Annotated in this window: 3 protein-coding genes; all 3 read right to left on the bottom strand. The window is 48.8% G+C overall.

Annotation, left to right across the window (positions count from 1 at the left end):
* Positions 1 to 60 precede the first annotated feature (60 nt).
* The 3 genes from SPB21_RS34710 to SPB21_RS34700 all read right to left on the bottom strand — a co-directional run bounded on the left by SPB21_RS34710 (position 61) and on the right by SPB21_RS34700 (position 25,699).
* The gene (locus SPB21_RS34710; protein WP_499869605.1) at positions 61 to 17,910 is read right to left on the bottom strand and encodes an SDR family NAD(P)-dependent oxidoreductase; all 17,850 of its coding nucleotides are present in this window, start codon (positions 17,908 to 17,910) and stop codon (positions 61 to 63) included.
* A gap of 495 nt (positions 17,911 to 18,405) precedes the next feature.
* A complete protein-coding gene (gene kamA / locus SPB21_RS34705) occupies positions 18,406 to 19,695 on the bottom strand; it encodes a lysine 2,3-aminomutase (protein ID WP_499869604.1) in 1,290 nt (429 codons plus the stop codon).
* A 55-nt stretch (positions 19,696 to 19,750) separates the two neighbouring features.
* A complete protein-coding gene (locus tag SPB21_RS34700) occupies positions 19,751 to 25,699 on the bottom strand; it encodes an amino acid adenylation domain-containing protein (RefSeq protein WP_499869603.1) in 5,949 nt (1,982 codons plus the stop codon).
* Positions 25,700 to 25,702 lie beyond the last annotated feature (3 nt).

The following is a 25,702-nucleotide window of genomic DNA, read 5'->3' as shown; positions in this document are numbered from 1 at the left end:
AAGCAGAGAATTCTTGAGCAAGGAGCGATGGTCATTTGTCGATTGTTGTTGATTCATCCCCTATACCTCCGCTTGAATTTCGCTGAGTGTTTGGCCGAGCATGGCCGCCAGTTCGTCTTCTGAAAGATCATCCAGCGCCTCAGCATAGTTGTCTAAGTCATCTGGCCCCGCTGCAGCAGGTGGTGGATCGTCGGGTATCTCATCCTTCGCCAATACCGGTAGCTGTTGGGTCAGGTATTCGACTAAATCCTCAATAGTGTTGTAGTTAAACAGGGCTGTTGCGGACAGTCGATAGCTTAAGCCTGTCTGTAGCCATTGTCTGAGTTCGGCAATCATGAGTGAATCGATGCCTAAATCAAACAGGCCGGCCTGTGGTTCGATTTGGGTGGGATCTGATATACCGAGGACCTGGGCTAGTTGCGATCGCACCCGTTCAATCAAAAACTGACGACGCTGGGCCCGAGGCAACGCTTCCAACTGCCGAATCAACCACCCTTCCTGGAGACCTGGAGACTTAAGCGGGGCTACATCCTTAAGCACGGGCATTGTTGTTCCCACTGTTGCTCCCATTGAGGTTTGGCCGAACCATTGGGACCAGTTCACAGAGATCACCCCAACTTGAGGCTGATTCAACTGGAGGGCTATCGCCATGGCTCCCATGCCCCGATCAATATCAATGGACTGGAATCCTAAATGCTGTAAACGGTCTAGTTGAGGTTTTTCCAGATGCTGTGCCATGCCCCCCGTCGCCCAGGGTCCCCAATTCAGGCTTAAGGCAGGCAATCCTTGACCATGGCGATAATGGGCCAACCCATCCATAAAGGCATTTGCCGCTGCATAATTTCCCTGACCAGGGGCACCCAAGAGGGACGCCGCCGAAGAGAACAGAATAAAAAAGTCCAGCGGCTTATCTTGAGTTAAACAATGGAGATGCCAGCTGCCTTTCACCTTGGCCGCCATCACCTGTTCAAAACGTGACCAGGTTTGATTCTGTAGCAAGCCATCGTCCAAAACTCCAGCGGCATGAACAATACCTCGTAAAGGTGGCAGCTGTTGATCAATCTCACCCAGAATATTCGCAAGAGACTCTTTCTGAGCAATATCTCCCTGCACAATAGATACTTTAATGCCAGTTTTTTCCAAATCCTCAATCATCGCTTGAGCCATCTCCGATGGAGACCGTCGCCCCATCAGCACCAGCGACTCTGCCCCCTGCTGTGCCAACCACTGGGCCACTTGCAACCCCAGAGCTCCCAAGCCTCCTGTAATTAAGTAACTGGCTTGGGGTTGAACAATCTGAACTGCGCTGTCAGGCGATTTCGCGTTTAATTGCCTCAGTCTTGCCCCATGGCGCTGTCCCTGGTGATAGGCAATGCGGTTTTCGGAGTCAGCATTTAACAATTCCTGAATCAGCACAGACCAATTGCCTTCTTTTAACGAAGCCGTTTCTAAATTCAGCAGTCGACACTGCAACTCGGGCTGCTCTAACGCAACCACCTGTCCCAATCCCCACAGTGGAGTCTGCTGAACTTGATGGGTATTGCCCAAACTTTGAGCATTTTGAGTCACTAGCCATAGTGGGGGCGGCTCATCTATCAATTCAGATGCTAGCGCCTGCACCAGATACAGCGCACTTTCACAACTCAACTGCAGACTCGCAAATACATCTTCTGAATCCTCAAGGTTTTCTAAATCACTCTCTAAACTCCACAGGTGGACAACCCCTTTGAGATTAGGGTTAGCCTGGGCAATCGTCCTTAGTAACTGTTGAAATGACTTAGCCTGGGTTGGGCAGACCTGATAGTGGTCTGTTGCTAACTGCTGAAAATCGTCTCCTGGTGAAACACAAATACAGTGCTGTTGCTGTTGCGCCATCACAGCGGTCAACTGTTCTCCCCAGGTTCCTGCAGGCACAAACATTAGCCAGGTCCCTGACTCTTGGTCAACAGTAATCTCCTCTATCTTTGACGGTTGCCAGTCGATTTCATAGAGCCAGTCCTGAAGATTGTCTTGTAACGTCCCCAGAATCACCTCTCGGCTGGCTTGCCTCACCTCAAATCCGTTGATGCGAGCCACCACCTGCCCACTGGTATCCAACAGCTGCAAATTCCAGACCTGCTGATCAGCTGATATCTCTTTTTCCGGATCCAACTGACCATGACACCATAACCGCTCTCCCTGGGGACGGGCAAAATAGGAGAATCGCTCCATCTGAAATGGCACCCACGTTCCTTGCATAGTTTCCTCCGCACCTTCAGCGATGCCAACGGCAACCAATGCCTGGAAACAGGCATCCAGCAATCCTGGATAAAGCTCATAGCCATCATCCTGCAATCCGTCGGGGCGGACTAACTGCCCTAACACCTCACCCTGGCCTACCCAGGCTGTTTCCATCCACTGAAAACGTGTTCCCAACTGAATATGTCGTTGATCCAGGCTTTCATAGATGGCAGCCCCGGCTACCTGCTGGGTACATCGGTCCTGAATAGCCTGAATTTCAATCCAGCTAAATTCGCCATTGGTACTGGACGTCGATAAGATTCCGGTTGAATGAATCCCATGGTCATCGCCCTGTAGGGCACTGGGGCTATCGCTGGACGAAGGGTTAAAGCTAATGACTTGAAACTCCCAACCTTCCTGGTGAGGCGTCAAAACAGTTTGCACGGTGCGCGCTTGCTCCTCAGCAATGGCCAGGGCTTGGGGAAAGAGCACCTGGGTCATTTGGAATGTTCCTTGGGGAAATGTGAGGCGGGCAGCCGCTAACAGGAGTGAGAGATAACACGCCCCAGGCACAACCACTTGCTGAAATACTCTGTGGTCAGCTAGGAAAGGAATTGATTCAACACTAAAGTGCGATTCGAAGAAGATATCCTTGCTTAAGGGAGATTGGAATTTTTGAGCAATTAGCGGATGGTGTGTCCCTAAAGAAGCCGCTGATTGAGATAGTGAACTGCCATGGACAGTCGCATTTATAGCGGTCTCTACCCAGTAACGTTGTCGTTGAAATGGGTAGGTGGGTAAGGATACTTTGCGCCGTTGAGGATAGGCTTGATCAAAGCCTGCCCAATCGATGTCCCAACCTCGGACATACAATTCTCTCAGACTGGCTAGCATTTGCTGCCAATCACTTTGGCTAGATCTAAGGGATGGCAACCAAACCTTCGCACTATCGTCCGACAAGCATTGACGTGCCATCCCTAACAGGATCGGTCGAGGTCCACATTCAAGGAAAATATCAATCTCCTCTTGCCGTAAACGCTCCATGCCAGCAATAAAGTTGATGGGGGCCAGGACATGGTCACACCAGTACTCAGGGGTAGCGACGTCATCAGTAACCACCTGGCCAGTGACATTGGAAATTAGTTTAAGCTTGGGCAGCGAATAGCTGATCTGCCGGGCCACCTGCTCAAATTCAGCCAGCATCGGAGCCATTAGTGGGGAGTGGAAAGCATGGGAGACCTGTAGCTGTTTAGTCTTAATGCCCTGGGTTTCTAACTGGTGCGCAATGGCAAGAACAGCTGACTCTTCTCCTGATATCACCGTACTCTCCGGTCCATTGATGGCGGCAATGGTGACATGCTCCACCATCAGTTTATTCACCTGTTCGGGAGAGGCCATCACCGAAACCATGGCCCCACCTGAAGGCAACTGCTGCATCAACTGCCCCCGCATTGCAGTCAGCTTCAAACCATCTTCCAGGCTAAAGACACCCGCAACGCAGGCGGCCACTATCTCACCGATACTATGGCCCATCACCACAGATGGCTTAATTCCCCAAGATTGCCACAGTTGATACAGGGCATATTCAATCGCAAACAGGGCCGGTTGAGTATATGCCGTTTGATTCAGCAAATCATTGTCTTGAGCATTGTCTGGAATATTGCCCTGATCCGGATAGAGCACATTCAATAATGGTCTCTCTAAATAGGCATTAAGAATTTCACTACATTGATCAAGACTCTGTTTGAATGTCGGTTGAGTCTCATATAGCTCACGAGCCATATTGACAGACTGTGCCCCCTGGCCAGTGAACAACATGGCCAACCGTGAAGCCTTGCTATTGCCAGATTGTCCTAAACGGATATCGTCTCTCTGATTTGATTCTCTCAGCTGTTTCAGTTGATCAGACACCTCAACTAAAGACGTCCCAGCTACGGCCAGACGGTATTTGAAATGGGCTCGTCCCGTGTTCACCGTGTAACAAATGTCTGACAGCGTTAACTCTGGACGATGGTTGATATATGTCTCATATTGTCCAACCAGGTCCTGTAAGGCTTTCTCTGTTTTGGCTGCCAGGGTCAGTATATGCCAAGGGCGCTCCATGGATTCTGACACGGGCACAGTATCAGGTGCTTCTTCCACAATTACATGGACATTGGTACCACTGAGACCAAAGGAACTCACCCCTGCTAGTCTAAATTTCTCTCCACGCTGCCAGGACTGTATTGTTGTTGGTACAACAACAGGGATTTCGTCCCAGGCAATGCGTTGATTGGGTTGCTTTAGATGTAGATGGGGCGGAATCTTCTCATGCTGTAAAGAGAGAATCACTTTGATTAACCCAGCAATGCCCGCTGCCCCTTCGGTATGGCCAATATTGGTTTTAACCGAACCAATCATTATCGGAGAGAACTGGTCACGATGTTTGCCATAGGCTTTCACCAACGAATTGATTTCAATGGGATCTCCTAACGCGGTTCCGGTCCCATGGCATTCCACATAGTCGACTTGAGTGGCTTGCACATTGGCATTGATAAGGGCCTGTTCTATCAACGTTTTTTGAGCTAATCCGTTGGGTACCGTCAAACCACTGCTAGAACCATCGTGATTGACGGCAGAGCCCCGAACTAGAGCCAAAATTTGATCGCCATCCGCTTGGGCATCACTCAGGCGCTTAAGAACAACAATGCCGCAGCCTTCACCACGCCCATACCCATCGGCACTATTATCAAAGGTTTTACACCGACCATCCGGTGAATTCATCTGGGCTTGGGCTTCGAGCACACTCATCTCGGGTGTCAGCATCAGGTTAACCCCACCCACTAAGGCCAGGTTACTCTCCTGATTACGTAAACTCTGACAGGCTAGATGACAAGCCACCAGAGACGAAGAACAGGCTGTTTCGACGGTCAATGTGGGTCCATTGAGACCCAAGGTATAGGCAATCCGACCTGCTGCCAGGGGTGCACCGTTGCCAGAACCAGTATGAACGTCTACGGTCTGGGCAGCCAAGTGTCCATAGTCGTGGGTCATCATGCCAATGAATACTCCGGTTTGAGTCCCTTTCAATGAGAGCGGCGACACCCCGGCATCTTCTAGGCTTTCCCAACATACTTCCAATAGCAATCGATGTTGAGGGTCAAGACTCCTGGCTTCACGGGGAGAGATCTTGAAAAAGGCTGCATCAAATTGATCGACATCGGAGAGAAAACTGGCGTAGCGGGTATACATTTTGCCAGGTACATCCGGGTCAGGATCGTAATATTGTTCAATGTCCCAACGATCTGCAGGCACCTCAGTGACGGTATCAATTCCCCGCTCTAGCAGCTGCCAAAAGTCGGCTGGATTGGTGGCTTGTGGGAAACGACACCCCAAGCCGATGATGGCAATGGGTTCAGTGCTATAGTGTGCCGCACCATCAGATGCGGTCATATCTCTCCTGGGTTCCTCAGCCGATGTCTGACGCTGACTCTCCAGATTCTCCTCACTCCATTGCAAAACATCTTGAACGAGATAATTTACCAGGTCATCCAGGGTGTTGTAGTCAAACAGATCCGTAGCCGACAATTGACAGCCTAAGCAGGTCTGTAGTCGATTGTTCAGTTCCAGGATCATCAGGGAATCTATCCCCATGTCAAATAAGCCAGTGTGGACATCCAGGGTGGTTGAATCGGTAATACCGAGGATCTGAGCTACTTGTAACTGCACCTGGTCCATCAACAAAGCACGACGCTGTTCCATGGGAACAGTCTCTAACTGCTGACGTAACCACCCTGTCTGAGAGGATTTTGAACTGTTAGGAAGCACTGCTCTCAGCAACGGTATCTGAGTAGCCGTTGTTCCCTGGGCTGACCACTGTGACCAATTGATGGGCAGTACTCCCACTTGAGGCAGCTCAAGCTGAAGACACTGTTGCAAGATGGAGATCCCTACCTCAAAGTTCAAGGGTTGGAATCCGGCTTTCTCGAAGCGGCTTAGCTGTGAATTGTTCAGCTGAGCGGCCATGCCATCCCCTGCCCAGGGTCCCCAATTAATACTCAGGCCCGGTAATCCCTGGGCACGACGATAATGGGCTAAGCCATCCATAAAGGCATTAGCAGCAGCGTAATTCCCTTGTCCCAAGGAACCGAGTAACGAAGCGGCTGATGAGAAGCAAACAAAAAAGTCTAACGGTTTATTCTGAGTTAATTGATGGAGATGCCAACTGCCCAACACTTTGGCCGCCATCACTTGTTCAAACTGTGGCCAGTTCTGATTTTGCAGCAGGCCATCGGCCAATACCCCAGCTGCATGAACAATTCCTTTTAATGGGGGTAACTGGGTGTCAATTTCATCCAGCACCCTGGCCACATTTGCCGCATTCGCCACATCTGCCTGGACCACCGAAACAGTTACCCCGACTTGCTTGAGATCATGGATGATGGCTGCAGCCGTCTCCGAGGGCGCTCGTCTTCCCATCAGCACCAGGGAGGTGGCACCGGATTGTCCCAGCCATTGAGCAACCTGGAGACCCAGTGCGCCCAAACCTCCGGTAATTAAGTAACTGGCATCCGGTTGCACCCAATTCTCTTGATTAGAAGCAAGGGCGGTTTCTACATCAGCAGCATAGGGTTTCAATCGAGCAACATGTCGTTGGTTCTGGCTATAGGCCACCAGATTCTCTGCGTCAGCACTCAATGCTTCTTTCACCACAAGTTGCACCGCTTCCGCAATGGCAGACTCCTCATCCAAATCAAGTAAATGACAATGCAGTTCGGGATGCTCTAGCGCAATCACCCGCCCCAGACCCCACAGTGGAGTTTGCTGGATTTGAGGAATCTGTTCTCTGCTCAAACATTGACTACCCTGGGTAACCAGCCATAGGGTAGGAGATTTCTCCTGTGATATCAATGCCTGCAACAACTGTAGAGTACTGCCGCAGGTTATCTTCAGGCTGTCGGCTAAGTTCTCCATGTGGCTGGTTAAGCTCCACAAATGCACAATGCCTTGTAGCGCGATACTTTGCTCATTAAGCTGTTGAAAGAGTCGCTCAAACCCATCGTCTTGGTTGGGACAGACCTGATAGTGATGGTCATCCAACTGCTGGAACGTTGTGCCAAGGGAGACCACTACACAGGACTGACCTTTTTGAACTAGTGTTTCTTTTAGTTGTTCTGCCCACTGTGCAGTAGGTACCAACAATAACCAGGTACCCGCCTCAGATAATATTGATTGAGGTTGAAGGTCTAACGCCTGCCATTGCAATTGATAGAGCCATTGACTGGTATCCGCTTGCAAGTACTTTAAGAAACGCTCCCGTGGCGCACGCTTGAGGGTAAACCCATCAATACGACCAAAAGCCTGACCAGTCTCATCGAGCAGATGAATGTCATAGGCACGGGTTTGCAACTGTTCATTGATGCGTGTGGCCTGATTCACATAGGCATAGAAACGTTGAGGGGCAGGACGCATCAGGGTTACCTCGTCTACCTGCCAGGGAGCCCAGAACACTCCAGGCTCATGGTCAACATCAAACAGGTCTGCGGTTAGACGGGTACAGGCATCGAGCAAGACCGGATGAATCGGTTCATTGGCTAGGTGGGAAGCTAGAACCTCTGGCACCATAATTTCAGACAGGGCGATGCCATTCCCCGCCCAGGCCTGTTGAACTACCGCCAGCATCGGACCATAGGTTACAGAGATACTGCCATAGAGTTGATTTAGAGTATCCGCTGTAATCGGGGCTAATTGTTCCTGCAAATGGGCAATATCCACACGCAGAGGAGAGAACAATTGAGGGGTATCCTGCACGGTCAAACTGGCATGCTGATGCCACTGGTCTTGTTGAGTTGCATTCCGACTAAACACATCAACCCGACAAGAGTTCATTTCTTCAGGCGGTTGTATCACCAGTTCTGTTTCCCGTTCACTATTGGGAGAGGCTAGGAATAAAGGCTCAAGGAAATGAACAGATTCAATCGTGGCTGGTAGTTCAAGGGTTGCCAGGGTCATGGCAATATAGCTCACCCCTGGAATGACGGCTGTATCATAAACCCGGTGATCATTGATCCAGGGATATTGGATGAGATTAATGGTTTGATGGTAAATCGTTTGTCCGGTGGAGGCCAGCTCTAATTTGTTGCCCACCAGCGCATGATGGGGCTGACCGAGTAGACTTTGATATTTAGGTACGTCAACCCAGTAACGTTGCCGTTGGAAGGGATAAGTGGGTAAGGCAATTTTACGGCGTTGGGGATAGTCTTTATCAAAACCAATCCAATCAATCTTTACCCCACGGACATAGAGCTGACTCAAACTGGAGAGCATCTGTTGCCAATCGCTTTGACCAGATCTGAGAGATGGCAACCAGGCTTTTTTGTCATCTTCTGGTAAACATTGTCGTCCCATCCCCAACAGAATCGGCTGGGGTCCACATTCCAGGAAGATATTAATGTCCTCCTGCTGCAAGCGCTCCATGCCAGCCGCAAAGTTGACGGTCGAGAGAATGTGCCGACACCAATAGTCAGGGGTCGTGACTTCTTCAGATACTATCTGTCCGGTGACATTGGAAATTAGTTTGAGTCGGGGCGGTGAATAGCTAATCTGTCTGGCCAACTGCTCAAAATCGTCCAGCATTGATTCCATCAAGGACGAATGGAAGGCATGGGAGACTTGCAGCTGTTTGGTCTTGATGCCCTGGGTTTCAAGCTGTTGAGCAATGTCTAGCACCTTAGACTCTTGACCTGAGATAACGGTACTCTCAGGTCCATTGATAGCGGCAATGGTGACATTGTCTGTCATGAAAGCACTAAGTCTTTCAACAGAGGCCATCACCGAGACCATCGCTCCCCCCGCAGGTAATTGCTGCATCAGCTTGCCCCGTGTGGCACTGAGTTTCAAACCATCTTCTAGACTAAAGACTCCAGCAATACAAGCTGCAACAAGTTCACCAATACTGTGACCCATCACAACAGAAGGGACAATGCCCCAGGAATGCCACAGTTGATAGAGGGCATACTCAATGGCAAATAGGGCCGGTTGAGTATATGCCGTTTGATTCAATAGAGCATCGCTTACTTCTGTACTCTCATCTGGATAGAGTATTTCTAATAAAGGTCTATCCAGATAGGTATTGAGAATCTCGCTACATCGGTCTAAAGTTAGTTTAAACGTGGGCTGATTATTATAGAGTTCTCGGGCCATATTGACATATTGTGACCCTTGACCGGTGAACAGTATGGCAACTTTAGGTGTTTCAGCTGTCTTGAGAGTCCCCTTAACCAATTCCGATTCCACTTGTCCTGCAGCAAATGCGCTGAGTTGCGCTGCCGCTGCTGTTCCGGTTTCTGCTACCACAGCCAGTCGATGGGCATGGGCCAATCGTCCTGTACTAGCACTAAAACACACATCTGCCAGTAATTGCTGCGGATGACTTTCAAGATACTTACAGTAGCACTGGGCTAACTGGTCCAAACTCTCTTCAGTCTTGGCTGATATTGCTAGCACATGGGATGGCCGGTTTGTGGGTGTCTGAATTATTTCCGTTGGCACCGGTGCTTCTTCGATCACCACATGGGCATTGGTGCCCGTAAAGCCAAAGGAACTCACCCCGGCTAAACGTTGCTGTCCTGGGTTATGCCAGTGGGTCAGTTTTTGAGGCACCTGCAACCAGTCTGGCCAATCAATTTTAGGATTAGGATTGTTCAAATGCAGGTGGGCTGGGAGTTGTTGATGCTGTAATGCAAGCACCACTTTCATCAATCCTGAAATGCCAGCCGCTGCTTCCAAATGACCAATATTGGTTTTAACTGAGCCAATCCACAGGGGATGTGTCGCGTTACGATCTTCTCCTAGAACGGCCATGGCCGCATTCACTTCTATCGGGTCCCCTAGAGAGGTGCCGGTGCCATGGGCCTCCAGATAACTCACGTCTATCGGTTGCACCTTGGCCTGATCCAAGGCTTGTTGGATTAGGCGTTGCTGCGCCTGGCCATTGGGCACCGTCAATCCGCTGCTGGGGCCATCCTGATTGACAGCACTGCCGCGAATCAACGCCAAAATCGGATCGCCATCCCGTTCAGCCTCGCTCAAGCGCTTCAGCACGATCATGCCACAGCCCTCGCCTCGACCATAGCCATCGGCACTCTCATCAAAGGTCTTGCAGCGACCATCCGCCGATATCATTCTGGCTCTGGAGGTGCCAATGTAAGCGTTGGGGGTCAGATGTAATTTCACCCCACCGGCCAGGGCCATATAACATTCGCCCAGGCGTAAACTGTTGCAGGCTTGATGGACGGCGACCAGGGATGAAGAACAGGCGGTATCCAGGGTCATGGTAGGTCCGGTAAACCCCAGGGTATAGGCCAGTCGGCCTGCGGCACTGGAGATATGATTGCCGCTACCTGCGTAGGTCGCCAGGGGACTGTCGGGAGATTGTTGTAGATGCTGCTGAAGCAGTTGCTCATAGTCATGGCCATCATTGCCAACAAATACCCCCACCATTGCTGCGGAGAGACGTTCTAATTTTTGTCCGGCGCGCTCAAGGGCTTCCCAACTGACTTCTAACAGCAATCGATGTTGGGGGTCGATGGCAACGGCTTCGCGGGGAGAAATACCAAAGAAGCTGGGGTCAAATTGGTCCACACCTTCGACAAAATGGCCATAGCGGGTGAGCATCTTACCGGTGGCTTCTGGGTCTGGATCATAGTAAGCATCAATATCCCATCGCTCAGGGGGAATCTCACTGCGGGCATCCTGACCGGCTTGGAGCAGCTGCCAGAATTGCTCAGGTGAATCAATTCCACCGGGCAGACGACAGCCCATCCCTACAATCGCTATTGGTTCATCTAATGCTTGGCGCTGTGGGGGTAACGTTGTTTTCCTCTGGGATTGATCAGTGAGTTGTAGTACTTCACTGGCCAAGTAACGGCTAAGCTGTTCAATATTGGGAAAGTCAAAGGCCACCGTAGTGGGTAAGGCCACTCCTAACAATTGTGTCAGGCGGCTGCGCAGATCCACCGCCATCAGCGAATCCATTCCCAATTCGAAAAAGCCCACTTGAGGATCGGGCAGAGACGTGGAAGGAAGTCCCAATACACGGGCCACTGCTTGTTGAACGGTGTGCTTTAGACGCTCAAGTTGTTCTGCTCTTGGCAATGACAGAATTTGATCCATCCAATCCGTCTGAACCGGGGGCTCGGCTGCTAACGACTCTGGTTCAACCAACGGGTCTAATAAGCTTCGATGCCGACCGGTCTGATAAACCGCATTGAATTGTTGCCAGTCCACGGCGGCCACTACACATTGCTGCGCTGAAGTGCTGAGCAACTGTCCTAAGGTAGCTGTCATTTGGGGCAATGACAGAGGAGTAATGCCAATTTCAGAGAGTCGTTTTACCTGGGAGGCGTCAGCCTGGTTCACCATGCCACTGCCTGCGATCGCAGACCAATGTACCGTCAGACTGGGTAACCCCTGACCCTGTCGATAGTGACTTAACAAAGTTTGAAATTCATTGGCCGCACCATAATGGGCCTGATGCGCCGACCCCCAAACGGCAGCAATCGAACTGAAGTTGACGAAAAAGTCTAAATCCCAGTCCAAACTGAGTTGATGCAGATTCCAGCTGCCTTTTACCTTAGGAGCTAACGTCTTCGCCAGTGTGGACTGGTTCAATGACTCAATGGGATGTAAGTCACCATCAATCCCAGCGGCATGGATCACCCCTCGCATGGGTGGCCATGACTCGGGTAATTGGGAAAACGTTGTTTGCAATGCCATGGTGTCATTGATGTCCACTATAGGCATAACAACCTGACAACCGAGCGATCGCAACTGGGCAATGACGGCTTCTTTTTCTGGGGTATTGGCCCCCTGTCGACTTACGAGAACCAGATAACGAGCCCCTTGTTCCACCAGCCATTGGGCCACAGTCAGCCCCAAACCACCTAGCCCGCCACTGAGCAAATAGCTACTCTCTGGATCAATTGTTAATGGGGGATCTGGTTTAGGCTGAGTGCGTACCAGCCTGGCCACATAACGTTGATGATTCCTGCGATAGGCAACTTGTTCTTCAGTGTGATTGGTTAAGATTTCGGTGGTCAGCCATTGCGCCTGTTGCTCCATCGCAGCCTGACTATCCAGGTCGATGAGACCGCCCCATTGGTGGGGATGTTCCAGGCCGAAGATGCGACCCATGCCGCGCACAGGAGCCTGAACAAGAGCAGGCAGGTCTGTCCCCAAGGCCACCCCCTGCTGGGTCAATACCCACAACTTGGTTTGGGAGAGTTCAGGTTGCGTTACCATGCTTTGCATTAGCTGTAGCAATTCGGTGCATTGCTGGTTGACTGTTCTATCTAGAACATCTGCAGTAAGGTCTGTTAAATTAATCTCTTCCAGACTCCGGAGCCAAAGAATACCGGCAACTGGCAAGGTGTTGGTCTGGCTTAGGTGGGTCCATAGTCGGGCATAGGCATCAGGACTATCCGGTTGCAGAACATAGTTAACGTGGTCATTGTTCTGGGGCAGTTCCTCTGCTAAAGTCACCAACGTACTGGTTTGGCCATGGTGGCGTAATTGGGATGCGATCGCATCCCCTAGCTCCACAGATTGAGTAAAAATTAGCCAGTGGTGAGGCTGATATTCGTCTATAGCAGGAGCTGCTTGCTGCTGCCACTGGACTGCATACAGCAAATCCTGGACCGATTGAGCAGCCAGTTGTTGCTGATGGACTTTGACCAACTGTTCTATTGTCTCTGTAGCAATAGGAGAATGATTCTGGGTTGAGAGCAGCTGGTGGAGTTGAGAGATATCTCCTTGGTCTAACAGTTCAGTGACCTGGGAACTACTGTTTGAAGTAGTTTGAATCTGCTGTTTGGGAGTCTCAACCCAATAGCGTTGCCGTTGGAACGGATAGGTGGGCAGAGAGACTTTGCGACGTTGGGGATAGTCCCGGTCAAAGCCAGGCCAATCAATATCTACACCTTTACTATAAAGCTGTCCCAAACTGGAGAGTAGCTGCTGCCAGTCACTTTGACCAGCTCTAAGGGAAGGTAGCCAGGCTTTCTCCCCATCCTCTGATAAACATTGTCGGCCCATGCCCAACAGAATCGGTTGAGGCCCACATTCCAGGAAGATGTTGATCTCTTCTGACTCTAAACATCCCATGCCAGTAGTAAAGTTGACCGAGGCAAGAATGTGACGACACCAGTACTCAGGCGTTGCCACGTCATCCGTGACCACCTGGCCTGTAACATTGGAAATCAGTTTGAGTTGAGGTAATGAGTAACTAATCTGTCTGGCCACCTGCTCAAACTTATCCAATATCGGTGCCATTAAGGGGGAATGGAAGGCATGGGAGACCTGAAGCTGCTTAGTCTTGATTCCTTGGGCTGCCAACTGTTGCGCGACAGCTTGAACCGCAGATTCTTCCCCTGAGATCACCGTACTCTCAGGACCATTAATGGCGGCAATTGTCACGTCATCCTTAGCCGCCAACACAGATTTAACCTGCCCCACAGCCGCCATTACCGAAACCATGGCTCCACCAGCGGGCAACTGCTGCATCAGCTGACCTCGCATGGCACTGAGTTTCAAGCCATCTTCTAAGCTAAAGACGCCAGCGACACAGGCGGCGACATATTCACCGATGCTGTGGCCTATAACAATGGATGGCTTGATGCCCCAGGATTGCCAGAGTTGGCATAGGGCGTATTCGATGACAAATAGAGCCGGTTGGGTATAAGCGGTTTGGTTAAGGGGAGATGTGTAATCAGACTGTAGGGGCTGGCCTTGTGCCTGCCTTGGATCAATGTGTAGGGGCTGGCCTTGTGCCTTCCCTTCTTCCGATATATTCGGGTAAAGGATTTGGAGAATATCTAGATCTAGATAAGGGCGTAGACTGTTGTTACAGTGGTCGAGAATCTGCCGGAATAGTGGTTGGGTCTCATATAGTTCTCGTCCCATCTCTGCATACTGGGAACCTTGACCAGTAAACAGAAAGGCGACGTTGGGAGTCTGTTGAACGCCTGCTCTGCTTCCATTCCCTACTGTCGCTGATGCCTGGCTGTTATTTCTTAATTGCTTTACCAGCTCGGGTACAGAGACAGCGGTTAGCGCTAACCGCTGTCTAAAGTGAGATCGACCTGCATTAGCGCTAAAGCAAAGATCGGCTAAATTAATCTCTGGATGAGTGACAAGATAGTCACAGTACTTTTGGCATAGCTCTGATAACGCTTCAGGGGTAGCAGCAGATAATCCCAACAGGTGTAACGGACGGTCGATACCTGGGGAAGTGATACTAGAAGGCTTTTCCGAAACCGCTTCTAAAACAACATGGGCATTGGTCCCACTAAAGCCAAACGAACTCACTCCGGCTTTCCAAGACCCGGTCTGATGCTCCGGCCATGGTCTCGTTTGAGTCGGTACTTGTAAACCATTCCAATCGAAATGGGGTGTGGGTTGCTGTAGATGCAAATGAGCCGGAATCTGACCATGTTGCAAGGATTGCACCACCTTAATCAACCCAGCAATCCCAGCTGCCGCCTCCAGATGACCTAGATTTGTTTTCACTGACCCCACCCATAGGGGCTGCTGTTCTTGATCCGATGCTTGATCCGATGTTTGATCCGACGATTGCCCGGCAGCCATGACTGTTTGTATAGCAGTTAACTCAATGGGATCTCCCAACGCTGTTCCAGTGCCATGGGCTTCAACGTAATCAATCTCTGCGGGCATTACGCCTGCATCCAACAAGGCTGACTGGATCACCTGTTGCTGAGCTAAACCATTAGGGGCCGTTAATCCATTGCTGCGACCATCCTGGTTCACCGCTGACCCACGAATAATTGCATGAATTGGATCGCCATCCTTCAATGCATCCGACAATCGCTTCAGGAGAATCACGCCGCAACCTTCTCCGCGAACATATCCATTGGCGTCAGCATCAAAGGTTTTGCATTTACCATCAGGCGTTAACATTTGTGCCTCAGAGAGGGCAACACTGTTCTCAGCGGTCAAAATTAGATTGACACCGCCTGCCAGAGCCTGTTCACATTCTCCCAGACGCAAGCTTTGACAAGCATTATGAACGGCCACTAAGGATGAAGAACAGGCCGTGTCAATTGCTACACTAGGGCCTGTCAAGCCCAAACTATAGGACAGTCTTCCAGCAGCGGTACTAAAGGCGTTCCCGGTGCCAAAGTAGGGGCCCACTTCTCCAGCTTGTTCTAGCAGCCGGGTATAGTCATGGGTGCTAATGCCAATAAAGACACCAATCTCTCTCCCGGAGAGTCTGCTAGGAGCTTGAACAGAATCTTCAATGGCTTCCCAACTCACTTCTAGCAACAGTCGTTGCTGCGGATCTAGACTGATCGCTTCTCGGGGTGCAATACCGAAAAACGATGCATCAAATATGTCTACTTGTTCAAGAAAACCACCATAATGGGTGGTACCAGGGTAACTGTCAATCGCCCAACGGGTGGATGGTACGGTTGTGATCACATCGTCAGCCCCCTGCAACAATTGCCAGAAGTCTTCGGCATTATTGATGTTGTTGGGAAATCGACAGCCGATGCCAATAATTGCGATCTCAGATGTGAGCGTCTCCGTTGCCCCTTTACTCCCCCTAAGCTTCGTAGGAACATTGCCTTTTTCGGACGTTGGTTCACTTAGATATTCGGATAGAGCCGCAATGGTGGGATAGTCATACAACAGAGTGACCGGTAACGGTCGCTGCAACCAGTCCTGCAATTCTCCTGATACTCCCACAGCGGTTGCCGAATTGAGACCATATTCTGCCAGTGGTCTGTCTCCACTGATTTGACCAGGCTCAAGGTTCAGGTGTTGAGCTAACTGAGTAACCAACCATTGATGAATCTGTGACGCGGTGGGATGAGAATTATTGTCTTGGGTCGTTGGGGCAGACGTGTGCCACTCGGCATGGGGGGCTGCCATTGGTTGAGTCTCTTTAACATCCTCAAACTCTTCATGGGCCACCGCCGTCAAACTTCCATTTAAGAATGCGCTGCGGCAGGCGCGTCGCTGAATCTTGCCGCTTGACGTCTTTAAAATACCGTTGGGCTTGAGCAACAAAACACTTTGGACCTGCAGGTCAAAGGTTTCTGAGATGGCCCGCCGCATCGCATTGATCACCTCAGGGCCATTGAGCTGACGCAGGTAACTGCGTTTTACTTCATGGAGAACAACCAGCTGCGCCTGTTCTCCCACCTCAACAGAAAATGCCGCCCCACCACCAGGTTGCAGTGCTGGATGACTCGCTTCAGCAACTTGCTCAATATCTTGGGGATAGTAATTTTGTCCCCGAATAATGATCAGGTCTTTTAGACGTCCAGTGATAATCAGTTCACCTGCCACCAGACCACCCAAATCACCCGTTCGCAAAAAAGGCCCTTCCTCGCTCTCCTCTAGATAGGCCTGAAACGTTAGCTGAGTTGCGTCTGATTGTTGCCAATACCCCTGGGCAACACTTTCACCCGCCAGCCAAATCTCACCGATCTCTCCCTCAGCACAACGTTGCCCAGTTTGGGGATTAACAATACGCACATTCAAGTCTGAAGGAGGAATACCGCAGCTCACCAATGATTGAGTCTGAGTCTGAGGTGACCCAGTCTCGACCACTACCTCAATCTGTCCCGCAGTCAAACTTGAGGTACTGACGGTCAAAGCCTTTGGTACCTGGTCAATGGGGTGCCAACTGACCCCTAATGTCGCTTCCGCCAAACCATAACAGGGCATAAAGGCCCGTTGCTGAAACCCACAATCCTTAAAAGCAGCAGCAAACTCAGCCATGATTTGCGCTCGAATGGGTTCAGCGCCATTGTAGGCTACCGTCCAGCTACTCAAATCCAGCTCTGCCTTTTGCTCAGGTCGAATTTTTTGTACACAGAGTTGGTAGGCAAAATCCGGTGCCCCCCCATGGGTGCCCCGAAACTTACTGATTGCCTGCAGCCAGCGCACGGGCTTCTGCAAAAAGGCAGTGGGTGACATTAAGATTGACTGACAACCCACATACAGCGGCTGAAAAATACCGTTAATCAACCCCATGTCGTGATAAACAGGCAGCCAAGACACGGATCGACTGGCAGCAGAACTATGGGTAACCGCTTGAATCAGTTTGCTATTGTGGAGCACATTCCCATGGCTAACCATCACTCCTTTGGGTTGCCCGGTGGAGCCTGAGGTGTATTGCAAGAACGCCAGGGTATCGGCAGTGATGGCAGGGATTGCCAAGGAACCCAGCGATTGAGAAGGCTTGATATCTTCCGTGATTAAAACCGCTAAATGGGTAATGTGAGAATAGTCTGCACTTTGTTTTTGGAGCTGTTGCCAAATGTTGGTTGTGGTGAGTACAACTGCAGGTTGGGCATCGTTTGCGATCGCACCCAAGCGCGACCGCCGCTGCTTTCGTCGCGGCGGATTGGCAGGCACCGCAACAATACCTGCGTATAAACACCCCAAAAATGCTGTTATAAATTTTAAACTTGGAGGATATAAGAGTAAGGCGCGCGCTCCAGGTTGCGTAATTTGCAATAATTGCCTTGCGATCGCCTGAGCCTGTTGTTCTAATTCTTGATAACTGAGCTGGTCAGACTCTACTTCCCCATCCTGCAGAAACGTATATGCCGTTTGACCTGGTTGATAGGCAGCACGATAGCTTAGTAATTCAATAAGATTAGAAGAACCTGGGAGTTCCATGGGTTTATCAGAATGATCTACAACAGCGTGCCCTATCCATCGTTCTCAATCTGAGAACGAAACAACAAACTATAGAATTTCTAAAATTTTCAACTTAAAACTCAAGATTGGCCAGCGCACAGCTTGCAAATACTAAATTTTTTTAAGACTGGATCGTTCCTGTCTTAAAAACTTCAGTATGTAATTATGTAACACTGAATGAATCACACTCATCGTTCAATGTTGTGGGCGAAAAACAAATAACAACATGTGTGATGACTGTAATCAAGAGCTTTAGAACCTCACATGGATTCTAAGGTTAATTAATGGCCCAATATGCAATTTAGCATATTGGATGTCTTAATATGTTTGGTGTCGCATTAGAGATAAGCATCCATCTTTGTAATTATTATGGTTCTATTATCTTAAAGATGTCCGACAGAAAACATCCCGAAAAGTTCAGGTTTATTCAGATAAAAGTTCAGATTTATTCAGGTGTTTGGGAAAATAGTCAGACTAGCCAGATGTGACTGTTTTATCTTTGATGTTCATTTTCCTATCATGGGCTTGATCAAAGTTTTCTGGTTTAATGTGCTTTTGATGTCCACTCAATAAACTGGATACGCCGGTAGTTTCAGGGAGTGGAGCTTCCTGATTGAATGAGAAATAGTTTTCAGGTTCTTGATAAACGGTGATGTAGCCCTCGTAGTTGCGTAAGGCAACTTGATGAACCCCTTGACTCAAAAGATATTGGGGTGCAATCGGAATTTTACCGCCACCTCCTGGGGCATCCACTACATAGGTTGGAACGGCATAACCACTAGTATGTCCCCTCAGGCCTTCCATGATTTCGATGCCCTTAGCGATGGGCGTTCGAAAATGGCCTGATCCCTTTACCAGGTCACACTGGTATAGATAGTAAGGACGAATGCGATTTATCACTAACGTATGCACAAGTTCTTTTTGAATGGCTAACGAATCGTTGATCCCTGCCAGTAAGACACTTTGATTGCCAAGGGGAATACCTGCATCCACCAGTTTTGCCAGGGCATTGCTAGCCTCAGGGGTAATTTCTTTCGGATGATTAATATGCACATTCAGCCAGAGGGGGTGGTATTGCCGTAGCATGTTGCACAACTCATCGGTAATGCGCTGGGGTAAAAAGATAGGAACTCGGCTACCAATGCGAATAATTTCAATGTGGGGAACTGCCCGCAGGCGAGACAGCACATAATTTAGAAAAGTAGTAGAGAGCGTCAGTGGATCACCACCACTAATGAGAACATCTCTAACCTGAGGTGTGTTCTGTAAATACTCTATCTGAAGATCTATTCCTTGTTTGTTGACACTGGCTTTCGGATCACCCACCATCCGGCTTCGGGTACAATATCGACAGTAACTGGCACAGTGCGTGGTAACCAACATCAGAACTCGATCTGGATATCGATGCACCAGACCAGGCACAGGACTATGCTGATCTTCTTCCAGGCTATCAACCTCCATCCCTTCAAAGGCGAGAAGTTCTCTCCCTAACGGTATAACTTGTCTGCGAATCGGACAATTGGGGTTATCTGCGTCTATCAAGCTCATAAAGTAAGGGGTAATATCAACCCGAAACCTATGATCTGAATTTAGACCTGCTTTTTCCTCTGGGGTAAGTTGGAGAATTTGTAAGATTGTTTCTAAATCACTAATCCGATGCTTGAGCTGCCATTGCCAATCATTCCAATCATGGTCAGGAGTCTCAACCCATTTCTTCGGACGGGGCGTAAAGTGTTGGGTGGTGTTGGGTGGTGAAGTTGCCATGGCAGGTATTGGATTTTGGTGGTGATAGTGAGGACAATCAGATGGATGACAGAACTTAAGATATTTTGATCTGTTCGATAGATTTAAGAATTTTCTGAGCCAACATTTCGATATGGGGTTCAACCATCATGGAGGCATGGCTACCAGAAATGGTATATACGTCAATCTCTTCTGCTGCGAAGGGTTGCCATCCCATAGCCAAATTTTCGTATGATTCTGATAGGCCATACTGGGATAAACTTGCCTCTTGAGCCTGAAATAGGGTGATGGGAGTCGGAGATGTATACCTGGGACTATAATCCAGCTGAAACTGAGTCCGAAATACTTGAAACAATCCCCGGACTATTTTGCTATCCGATTGAGGGGGGAGCACTTCGGCCATTTCAAGCCGTTGTTTTAAGGTGTCGATTTGTTCTGATTCGGTGAGTAAGTGGAGTTTATCGACATCGATTTGGAGACTATCACCCAAAAGCTCCTCAATCATGCCAATTAACAGCTGCATCCACGTGGTGTGATTCCAGTCAGCATAGGTTTTCTGGCGACTTACATCTGATGATGTCGTATTAGTTGCTGAGGGTGCGATCGCATCGATCATAAAAACCCGACCAATGGACTGTCCTTGACGCTGAAGCTGCTGCGCCATCTCAAAAGCCACCTGAGCACCAAAGGAATGTCCCAAGAACACATAGGGGCCTACAGGTTGAACTGTCTGAATCGCTTGAATATATTGTTCCGCAATGCTTTCAATACTTTGGAGAGGAGGTGTTTCCCCATCCAGACCTTGAGCCTGTAGTCCATACAGGGGTTGATCGGTACCCAGGTGTCTGGCAAGGGGGTAAAAATAGAGCACATTGCCGCCAGCACCGGGGACACAAAATAATGGAATCGCTGAACCGTTAGGTTGAATCGGTACCAGGGGAGACCAATTTGGTTGAAACGAGGTAGATCCTAAAACAGCTGCGAGTTCTTCAAGGGTGGGATGCTGAAATAATGTGGCTAGGGGTAAATTGATTTGAAAATATTGTTGAATTTGAGCCATTAAACGCATGGCTTTTAGAGAATGCCCGCCTAGTTCAAAGAAATTATCTTGGATACCAATGCTCTCTTTGCATAATAAATCTTGCCAAATTTTAGCCAATGTTTGTTCTATAAAATTACGAGGGACTGTCTCAGGCTGGTTGTGGGTGCCTTGACTTTGACCTATGTCCAATAAAGAGAGTTCCTTCCGATCTATTTTTCCATTTTGGTTGAGGGGAAAATCCTCCAGGGTTACGAATGTACTTGGAATCATATAATCCGGCAGCTTTTGTTTGAGAAAATTTCGGAGGTCGGTCGGTGAATGCTCTGGAGGATAGAGAGAGGGACAGATATAGGCCACTAGTCTTTTATCCTCAGGCACCTCTTCTTCTACAGTAATTACCACTGCTTGGTTGACTTGAGGATGGCTACTCAGGACGGTTTCGATTTCACCCAGTTCTATTCTAAATCCTCGAACTTTTACCTGATAATCCACACGACCCAGATATTCAATATCGCCATCCTGGGCATATCGGGCGAGATCTCCTGTTTTATAGAGTCGTCCGGAGCCAAAGGGGGTAGGAATAAACTTCTCTGCGGTCAGTGTGGAACGGTTTAAATAACCTCTGGCCACGCCCATTCCCCCAATGTATAACTCACCAATCACTCCTTTGGGGACAGGGCATAATTCTGCATCCAGGATATAAACCTGAGTATTGGCGATGGGAGAACCAATGGGAATCGTTAATTGAGTATGAGCCTTTCCATCTAAGCTAGAGTGTGAAACGCAGAACTGGCTTGACCAGACAGTTGTTTCTGTGGGTCCATATAAGTTCCACAGATTTTTGCTACGGGGCAAGAGCTGACGGGCAATCTCAGGAGGCAGGGTTTCACCACCACATAAGATCATCATATCTGTTGAGATTGCATCCCATCCAGCTAACAACAACATTTGCCATGTGGCGGGAGTTGCCTGCATAATTGTGGGCTGGATTTCAAGCAGTTTATGCTTAAGTTGTTGTCCATCTTGTGCCACATTCTGGGGAATAAGCCATAGTTGAGCGCCCCTAATGAGGGGCAGATAAATCTCCAATGTGGCAATATCAAAGGCTATGGTTGTTACTGCAGCTAGACGGTCGGAATGATCTATTCCTAAAGTCTCCTGAAAACTGCATAGGAGATTGGCCACCGATTTGTGTTCAATTTGAACCCCCTTAGGCTGTCCTGTTGAACCCGAGGTATAGATAACATAGGCTAAATTGTGTGAAGCTGCGCTATTATCTAGATTTTCAGGCGATTGTTTGGCAATTATCGATGCCTGGTCATCCAGGCAAACAACTGAGCTTTTAAGGGAGAGAAATTGTTTGTACAATGAAGCTTGAGTCACCAGTAAAGATACCTGTGCATCAGTCAGGATACTGTGAAGCCGCTCTGAGGGATGGTTTGGGTCGAGCGGGACATAGGCCCCACCCGCTTTCAAAATCCCGAGCAACGCCACGACCATATCAATTGATCGGTTTACACATATCCCAACCAGAACCTCTGGTCCTACGCCCTGTGCTTGCAGATAATGGGCCAGCCGGTTGGCCTTTTGATTCAGCTGCCGGTAGGTGAGCTGCTCTTGCTCAAATACAATGGCTACAGCATCGGGGGTTTTAGCAACCTGTGCCTCAAATAGCCGGTGAATGCATTGTTCTTGCAAAAGGTGGCATTGGGTATCGTTCCAGGTAACTAGAGCCTGATGACGTTCAATTTCATCGAGTAAGGGCAATTTGCTAACAGAATTTTGAGGGTCCATCACTACAGCAAAAAGCAAATTACTGAAATGAGCCGCCATCTGTTGGATCGTTAAGGCATCAAACAAGTCTGTGTTGTATTCCCATTCACAGGTTAATTGGTTCTCTCTTTCAGTGATGGATAGGGTGAGATCAAACTTAGAGATTGTGTTTTCTATCGTAGACTCACTCAAGGTTATCCCTGGAAGTACCAGGTCGTCCAGCGGTACATTTTGCAATGCAAACATTACCTGAAATAGAGGAGAGTGGCTCAAACTCCGTTGGGGGTTCAAGGCCTCTACTACTCTTGCAAAAGGGACACCTTGGCGCTCATATGCCTGGAGGGCTGTTTCTCGAAAACGAGTTAATAAGGTCTCAAAACTAAGGTTGTTCTCAAAGCGAGTTCTTAAAACCAGAGTATTGACAAAGAAGCCAATTAACGGCTCTAGTCCAGGATGATTGCGATTGGCAACAGGAGACCCAATTAAGATATCGGTTTGTCCACTATAGCGGTAGAGCAATGTGGCAAATGCACTGTGCAAGATCATAAATAGGGTGACCTGCAGCTGTTGCGATAACCGCCTTAGTTGTTGAGTCAGGTCCCTATCCAGGAGAAACTGTTGACTGGCTCCCTGATAGGTTTGCACCGCTGGACGAGGGCGATCAGTTGGCAATAATAATAGGTCCGGCGCATCTGCAAGTTGATTTTGCCAGTACTGGAGTTGCGTTTTAAGGGTTTCGGATTGTATTTGCTGCTGCTGCCATACTGCGAAGTCTGTGTACTGAATCGGTAGGTCGGTCAGCGGTGAAGGGGCTCCTAAACAAAATGCCTGATATAGGGCCGAGAGTTCTTGCATCATAACCCCCATTGACCAATCATCAGAAACAATATGGTGCAGGGTAAAGAGAAGGGTATAGGATGATGTACCCAGCCGAAACACAGAACATCGCAGCAGGGGAGCGACTTCTAAATTAAATGGAGTCGCAGCCGCTTGCTGAATCTGCTGGTTTAAAGTTTTTGCTTGTTCATCACCTGTTAAAGTTTGCAAGTTAATTTGCTCAATATTTATGGTGGTTGATGCTTGTATTACTTGAACAGGGACACCATTCACGGTTTGAAAGCTGGTTCGTAAGATCTCATGTCGATTAACTATTGCTGAGAGTGCCTGTTGCAAAGTATGAAGATCCAACGATCCTTGGAGCAAAAATGCTTCAGATATATTGTAAGTTGCACTGGAGCCTTCAAGTTGATCTAAAAACCATAATCGTTCTTGAGCCCAGGATAACGGATACTGCTGTCGTGATTTGTCAGCACCAGAGAGATCAACACGAGGTATGGAGAAAGCCTGATGGTTACTGGCAGCATTTTTAAGCTGATGTATCCTTTGGTCTAGCTGGGTAACAGTCGGCGCTTCAAAAATGGTTCTAATGGAGAGATTGGCCTCAAAAGTTCGTCTGAGGCGTGACACTAACTGAATGGCCAATAAAGAATGTCCACCTAGGTTAAAGAAATTATCGTATATACCAACTTTGTCGATGTCTAACACCTCGGCAAAGGCTCTAGCGATGATTTCGCCACGAGGAGTATCGGGGGCAATGTATTGCTCTTCCGGCAGACTGTTCCTATCAGGTAGTGGCAGTGCTCGGCGATCTACTTTTCGATTGGGGGTGAGAGGAAAAACATCTAAGGCCACAAATGCGCTTGGGATCATATACTCCGGTAGCTTCTGTTGGAGAAACTCACGCAGTTGCAAAGGAGATGGAGACGGCTGAGAAGCAACAAAATAGGCAATTATTTTTGTGTGATGGGCAGCCTGACGGGTTGTAATCACCACTGCTTGTTTGACTTGAGGGTGACAATTCAAGACCGTTTCGATTTCACCCAGTTCTACCCTAAACCCTCGAACTTTGACCTGATAGTCTACACGACCCAGATATTCAATATCGCCATCCTGGGCATACCGGGCGAGATCGCCTGTTTTATAGAGCCTTCCAGGCCCAAAGGGGTTAGCAATAAACTTTTCTGTGGTTAGCTCTGGTAAATTGAGGTAGCCCCTCGCCAGGGTAATACCGCCCACATATAATTCTCCCTTCATCCCCTTAGGGACAGGTCGTAGCGATGGATCCAGAATATAGGTTTTGATATGAGCTAAGGGTTTACCAATCGAGGTTTCACTCCCTTGCCAGTTAAGAATTTGCACCTTAGAAAGGTGACAGGTTGTGGCTACCACAGTCACCTCTGTAGGACCGTAACTGTTGACAAGCTGAGGATAATCACCGCAATGATCGAGCCAGCGTCGAACTTGTTCTGGATCAGCACCTTCTCCACCAATAATCACGAGTCGAAGCGATGGATTAAGGGTGATCTGAGATTCGGAAAATTGAGAACAGATTTGATGCCAGTAAGCTGTTGGCAAGTTTAAAACAGTGATCTGCCAATCATGACACTTTTGAATAAGTGTCGCGATGTCATTCATATCCTCTGTGCGCAATACCAGAGTTGCTCCTGCGTGCCAACAGGGGTAAATTTCTTCAACAGATGTATCGAAGCTGACTGAGGCAAATTGTAGAACGCGATCCGACGACGAAAGACAATATTTTGCTGTAATAGATTGGGTGAAATTTCTCACAGTCTGATGTTCAATCATCACCCCTTTTGGCGTTCCAGTCGATCCAGATGTATAGATAATATAGGCTAAATTGTTAGGGGTAACTTGAGTGAGAGGGTTAGACTGACTCTTCTGAGAAATGACCGTGCTATCGGTATCTAAACAAATGACGACTGCCGAATGCTCAGGTAATCTGGATAACAAATGGCTGTGGGTTACTATGACTGATACCTGAGTATCGGCAACCATAAACTGGAGTCTTTCTTGAGGATAGCTAGGGTCAAAGGAGGCATAGGCTCCCCCAGCTTTCAAAATCCCCAACAGTCCAACCATCAAGTCAATGGATCGCTCTAAACACAATCCTACGAGCACTTCTGGTCCAACCCCCTGGTCTATTAGATAGTGGGCTAATTGATTAGCTTTGTCATTTAATTGCTGATAGGTTAGTTGCTGTTGCCCAAACACCAATGCGATCGCATCAGGTGTCTTTATAACTTGTGTTTCAAATAACTGATGAATACACTGATTGCACGGGTACTCCCTGGCTGTATCATCCCAACCCACATAAGAAAGATCTAAATTCTCATTTTTAGATACAGCCATATT

Origin of the sequence: Leptothoe sp. ISB3NOV94-8A (assembly GCF_043421595.1) — a bacterium.
Lineage (GTDB): Bacteria > Cyanobacteriota > Cyanobacteriia > Phormidesmidales > Phormidesmidaceae > Leptothoe > Leptothoe turfae.
Note: the sequence above shows the minus strand (reverse complement) of the source record. Positions and strands in the feature narration are given on the sequence as shown.